This window comes from Thermosynechococcus sp. OHK43 (assembly GCF_014466085.1).
GTDB lineage: Bacteria > Cyanobacteriota > Cyanobacteriia > Thermosynechococcales > Thermosynechococcaceae > Thermosynechococcus.
Genome location: NZ_JACOMP010000162.1, coordinates 1 through 4,489 on the forward strand (window position 1 = coordinate 1; position 4,489 = coordinate 4,489).

Consider the following 4,489-nt stretch of genomic DNA (forward strand, 5'->3'; position numbering starts at 1 on the left):
GCCGGGGACTGATTGTAACTGCCCGTGGCGAGAAATATGGATATGACATTATCTCTCGCTTTTTTGCCCCCCAATTGGGCATCCCAGAGGATGCCGTCACGGGCTCTGCCCACTGTAGTCTTTATCCCTACTGGCAAGCCAAGCTCGGTCAACGGGAACTGGTGGCCTATCAAGCTTCAGCACGGGGCGGCGTGATTAAAATGCAACCCCAAGGGGGCGATCGCCTGCTGCTATTGGGTCAGGCGGTTACCATCTTCGCCGGGGAACTCCTGCTTTAGAATTCGATCCCCGGCTGTGCCCTGACCCCCTGCTCACGAAAGGGATGCTTGACAAGGGTCATTTCTGTCACCAAATCTGCGGTCTCAATCAGGGCCTGGGGAGCACCGCGCCCGGTGAGAATCACATGGGTCATTTCTGGCTTGCGGGCAAGCCCCTCGAGCACCTCTGCCACATTTAAGTAGTCTAGCTTGAGGGCAACGTTAATTTCATCCAGCAGCACCAGGCGGTACGCGGGGTTTGTGATGTAGCTGAGGGCCAGCTCCCAAGCGGCTTGGGCACAGGCAATATCCCGCTGCCGGTCTTGGGTTTCCCACGTAAAGCCCTCCCCCATTGCATGGAAGGCCAATTGGTCTGACCAATGGCTAAGGACGGTTTTTTCCGCTGGCTCCCACGCCCCCTTAATGAACTGAATAATTGCCACTCGGTAGCCATGCCCTAGGGAACGCAGCACCATACCAAGGGCCGCTGTGGTTTTGCCCTTACCGTTGCCTGTATGGACAATAATGAGACCTTTTTCACGGGTGCGCTCCGCGAGGCGTTGGGCCTGCACGGCTTTGCGCTGCTGCATTTTTTGGCGGTGCTGTTCGTCAGTGAGCATGGGCTAGCTGGCAAGGTACTCGTGAATATCGCCCCGGCGTTTGCGGAGTTTGCTGAGGGCTTCCCGCTCAATTTGCCGTACCCGCTCACGACTAATGTTGAGCAGTTCTCCCACTTTGGCAAGGGTGAGGGGTTGACCATTCTCTAGACCAAAGCGTAGGGAGAGGACGTGGCGTTGCTGTGGGGTCAGATCCGCCATCAACCGTTCGAGGTCACTGCGCAATGAGGATTGAGTTGCAAACTCCTCGGGTGAAATGGAGGAATCCTCCAACAATTCCCCCAACTCTGTATCCTGATTATCGCCGACACGGACATCAAGGGAGAGGGGCTGCCGTGCCCGTTCGAGGTATTCCCGCACTTGGGCGGGGGTTAACTCCAGTTCTGCGGCCAGTTCGTTAATCGTGGCAGCGCGACCCAGGCGTTGGGACAGTTGTCGCTGGGCTTTTTTAATTTTGTTCAGCTTTTCGGTGATGTGGATAGGGAGGCGAATCGTCCGCCCCTTTTCAGCGATCGCCCGTGTGATGGCCTGGCGAATCCACCAGTAGGCATAGGTAGAGAAGCGATACCCCTTAGTGGGGTCAAATTTTTCTACCCCTCGCTGCATCCCGATGGTTCCCTCTTGAATGAGATCGAGCAAATCCACATTGCGCTTGATGTACTTTTTGGCCACCGAAACCACTAGCCGTAGGTTGGCTTCCACCATTTTCCGTTTGGCGCGCTCGCCATTCTCGATAATTGTCTCCAACTCTGCTTCACTGATGTTGGCGGCGGCAGCCCATTCAGCACGGGTGGGTTCACGGTTGAGTTCTGCCGCCAGCTTTTCGCGAATCTCGTTCATGGCGGCGAGCTGCTGCACTTGTTTTCCGTAGATCACTTCCTGTTCATGGGTGAGCAATGGCACACGGCCAATCTCCCGTAGGTAAGTGCGCACTAAATCTTTTGAGGTATCCATAGTCCCTATCGCTCGTTCTCAAGGTTGACAGCAGTGATTCGTCCAAAGCCTAGGAATATCGTTTTCTCTATAGGATGGGCGATCGCCCCTGCTAAAGATCGCGGCCAAGCCAACGGTGCTTTAACAGCTTTTGCAAAGCTAGATTACATATATTAAGAATCTTAACATTTCTAAATCTGTTCGGCAGAATACTAACACTGACCTTTAGCGGTTCTTAATCTTTCTTTTATATTTTCCTTATTGACAAAGCTCTATGAACTTTGAAAATAGAGACGAATTCAATAAATCCTCTATGCATGCCTCCGCCCCCCCGCCCTACTGAAGAGTTATCCATTCCTGCAGCTAGGGGTATGCAGTCGCCTTTTAGGAGTTGGACGTGCTGTCTTGGAGAAGGGATTTAATTTGGGCTAACAATTGGCCAGGTTTCCCCTCCTCAAAAAGGGCATTCACCAGGGCCAACCCACTGGTGAACAGGAGCAGTTTATTAAAATCAGCGGTGCTGCCGCCATTGGCAAAGCATAAATTTTGGCATTGCCAATCACCCCCGGTTGGGGGCAAGGGCTTGGCGAACCTAAAGCATTATAGGCCGGCGCGGTAATTTCGGTGTGGGGAGCGATGGCTCGCTGTTTTTAAGGGTTTCTAAGGGTTTTTAATTTGCAGCAGCCACTTCGGTGGTTGAGGCCACGGCGGCATCTTTACGTTTTTTCTTCTCTGTCACTGTTACAGGTCGCATTTCAATATGGTTGAGCAGGGTCGTGACAAAGGCAAAAAGCAAAAAGGGCAAGGTTAAGACCAAAATTAGCCCCCCGACCAGAAACGCCTGCACTGGATTGTTGTAGAGGGTGAGGGAGGCGGCCAAACCAATAAAGATCACAATTAGCCAAACAATGACTTGGCCATAAATATCCCCGAAGGTGAGGGTGCAGACGAAACGGTATTTTTGTAAACTGTTTTGTAGTTCATTGGCCATAGGGGCTATCCTCGCGGCGTATGCTCAACAGTTCCAGTTAAAAAACAAGCTTTTGACTAAGGCGGGGTGAAAGTGGGAGCTGTGTTACAGGGTTTGCAAGTATAGAAAAACGAAAGTACTTGAATTTTAGAGAACCTGCCCGCAAGATTAAAGCTTTTGCAACAAATGTACAAACTTTGGTCAAAAAAAGCAGGCCCGGGCACTAAACAGACCCTTTCTACACCTTTCTACAATGGGGATACCCTAAAAAACCTCTCTGATCTGAATCCTGGTTTTCGCAAGCTTGAGTGGCTTCTCGCCGTGGGAAAAGGGCTGTAATATGACAGATTGTACCAAAACTCCATCCATCGCCCCCGCAGCACTCTATGGGTAAGTTTTACCGTTTAACCACCACGGCGGGTTTACAGACTGCCCTTGGCGCATTCTCTCCGGCAACCACGGTTGGTTTTGTGCCGACAATGGGGGCACTCCATGGGGGGCATGCTGCCTTGATTCAGCGGGCACGGCAAGAGTGTGATGTGGTTGTTGTCAGTATTTTTGTCAATCCACTGCAGTTTGGTCCCCAAGAGGATCTGGAGCGCTATCCCCGTGCCCTTGAGGCCGATACTGCCCTCTGTCAGCAGTTAGGGGTGGATCTGCTCTTTGTGCCCAGTGTGGCTGAGCTTTACCCAACGGGGATGAAGCACTTGACCGTGGTGGAGCCGCCAAGGGAGTTAACGGAACACCTCTGTGGGCGATCGCGCCCCGGCCATTTTCGCGGGGTAGCAACAATTGTGCTGAAGCTGTTGCATCTAGTCCAGCCCGATCGCGCCTACTTTGGGCAAAAGGATGCCCAGCAGTTAGCGATTATTCGCCGCTGTGTAGCGGACTTGAATCTGGAGGTGGAGATCATTGGCTGCCCGATTGTCCGCGATGCCGACGGCCTTGCCCTGAGTTCCCGCAATCAATACCTGAATGCTGAGGAGCGCGCCACTGCCCTTGCCTTAAGCCAAAGCCTAGAGGTGGCTCAGGCTGCATTCCGTCAGGGCTGCTTGGAAGCGAGTCTGCTTCTAGCCCAAGTGCAAGATCATCTGCGCCAGTTTCCCCAGTTGCGCCTCGACTATGCCGAATTGGTGCATCCCCAGACCCTTGTGCCCTTGGAACGCATTGAGACCGTGGGTCTGTTGGCGATCGCTGGCTGGGTGGGGCAAACGCGCCTCATTGACAATTGTCTACTGGATCGCCGCCTGCCGATTCTGGCGGTGGATGGTCCTGCCGGTGCTGGGAAGTCAACCGTGACGCGACTGGCTGCCCAAGCCCTAGGGTTGCAGTACCTTGACACCGGTGCCATGTATCGGGCGGTAACTTGGTGGTGCTTGGAAAATAATATAGATTTCCACGATGAGCCAGCGATCGTAGAGGCGATCGCCCATTGTCAGTTGCATCTTGAGAGCCGTGATCCCCATCAACCAACGCGAGTGTGGATCAACAATTGCGAGGTCAGCCAAGCGATTCGCTCCCTAGAGGTGACGCAGCGGGTATCCCAGATTGCCGCCCTGCGCGGTGTGCGGCGGCTAATGGTACAACAACAGCGGGCGATCGGAGCCAATGGGGGAATCGCTGCTGAAGGTCGTGATATTGGCACCCATGTCTTTCCAGAGGCGGGCTTGAAAATTTTCCTAACGGCCTCCCCCCAAGAGCGTGCCCAGCGC

The 4,489-nt window shown here is 53.6% G+C and carries 5 protein-coding genes; 2 read left to right on the forward strand and 3 right to left on the reverse strand.

What is annotated here, in order from left to right; genetic code table 11:
* Positions 1-278 (forward strand): PhzF family phenazine biosynthesis protein (locus tag H8Q75_RS06805; RefSeq protein WP_297040970.1); only part of this gene is annotated, 278 nt, incomplete at its 5' end.
* Here the strand turns inward: H8Q75_RS06805 and cobO are convergent.
* The 3 genes from cobO to H8Q75_RS06820 form a co-directional block, all read right to left on the reverse strand.
* The gene (gene cobO, locus H8Q75_RS06810; RefSeq protein ID WP_024123950.1) at positions 275-877 is read right to left on the reverse strand and encodes a cob(I)yrinic acid a,c-diamide adenosyltransferase; all 603 of its coding nucleotides are present in this window, start codon (positions 875-877) and stop codon (positions 275-277) included. The two genes, H8Q75_RS06805 and cobO, sit on opposite strands and share 4 nt — an antisense overlap.
* A 3-nt stretch (positions 878-880) precedes the next feature.
* On the reverse strand, positions 881-1,837 hold the full coding sequence (locus H8Q75_RS06815; protein ID WP_041428862.1) for an RNA polymerase sigma factor, RpoD/SigA family: 957 nt from the start codon (positions 1,835-1,837) through the stop codon (positions 881-883).
* A gap of 640 nt (positions 1,838-2,477) precedes the next feature.
* Positions 2,478-2,798 (reverse strand): hypothetical protein, encoded by a 321-nt coding sequence (locus H8Q75_RS06820; RefSeq protein WP_024123953.1) that lies wholly within the window; start codon positions 2,796-2,798, stop codon positions 2,478-2,480.
* 365 nt (positions 2,799-3,163) lie between these two features.
* On the opposite strand from H8Q75_RS06820, the gene H8Q75_RS06825 reads away from it, so the two are divergent.
* Positions 3,164-4,489 (forward strand): bifunctional pantoate--beta-alanine ligase/(d)CMP kinase (locus H8Q75_RS06825; protein WP_297040971.1); only part of this gene is annotated, 1,326 nt, incomplete at its 3' end.

Coding starts and splice junctions, on each gene's coding strand:
- cobO (WP_024123950.1), bottom strand. CDS start 877: ATGCTCACTGACGAACAGCACCGCCAAAAAATGCAGCAGCGCAAAGCC.
- H8Q75_RS06820 (WP_024123953.1), bottom strand. CDS start 2,798: ATGGCCAATGAACTACAAAACAGTTTACAAAAATACCGTTTCGTCTGC.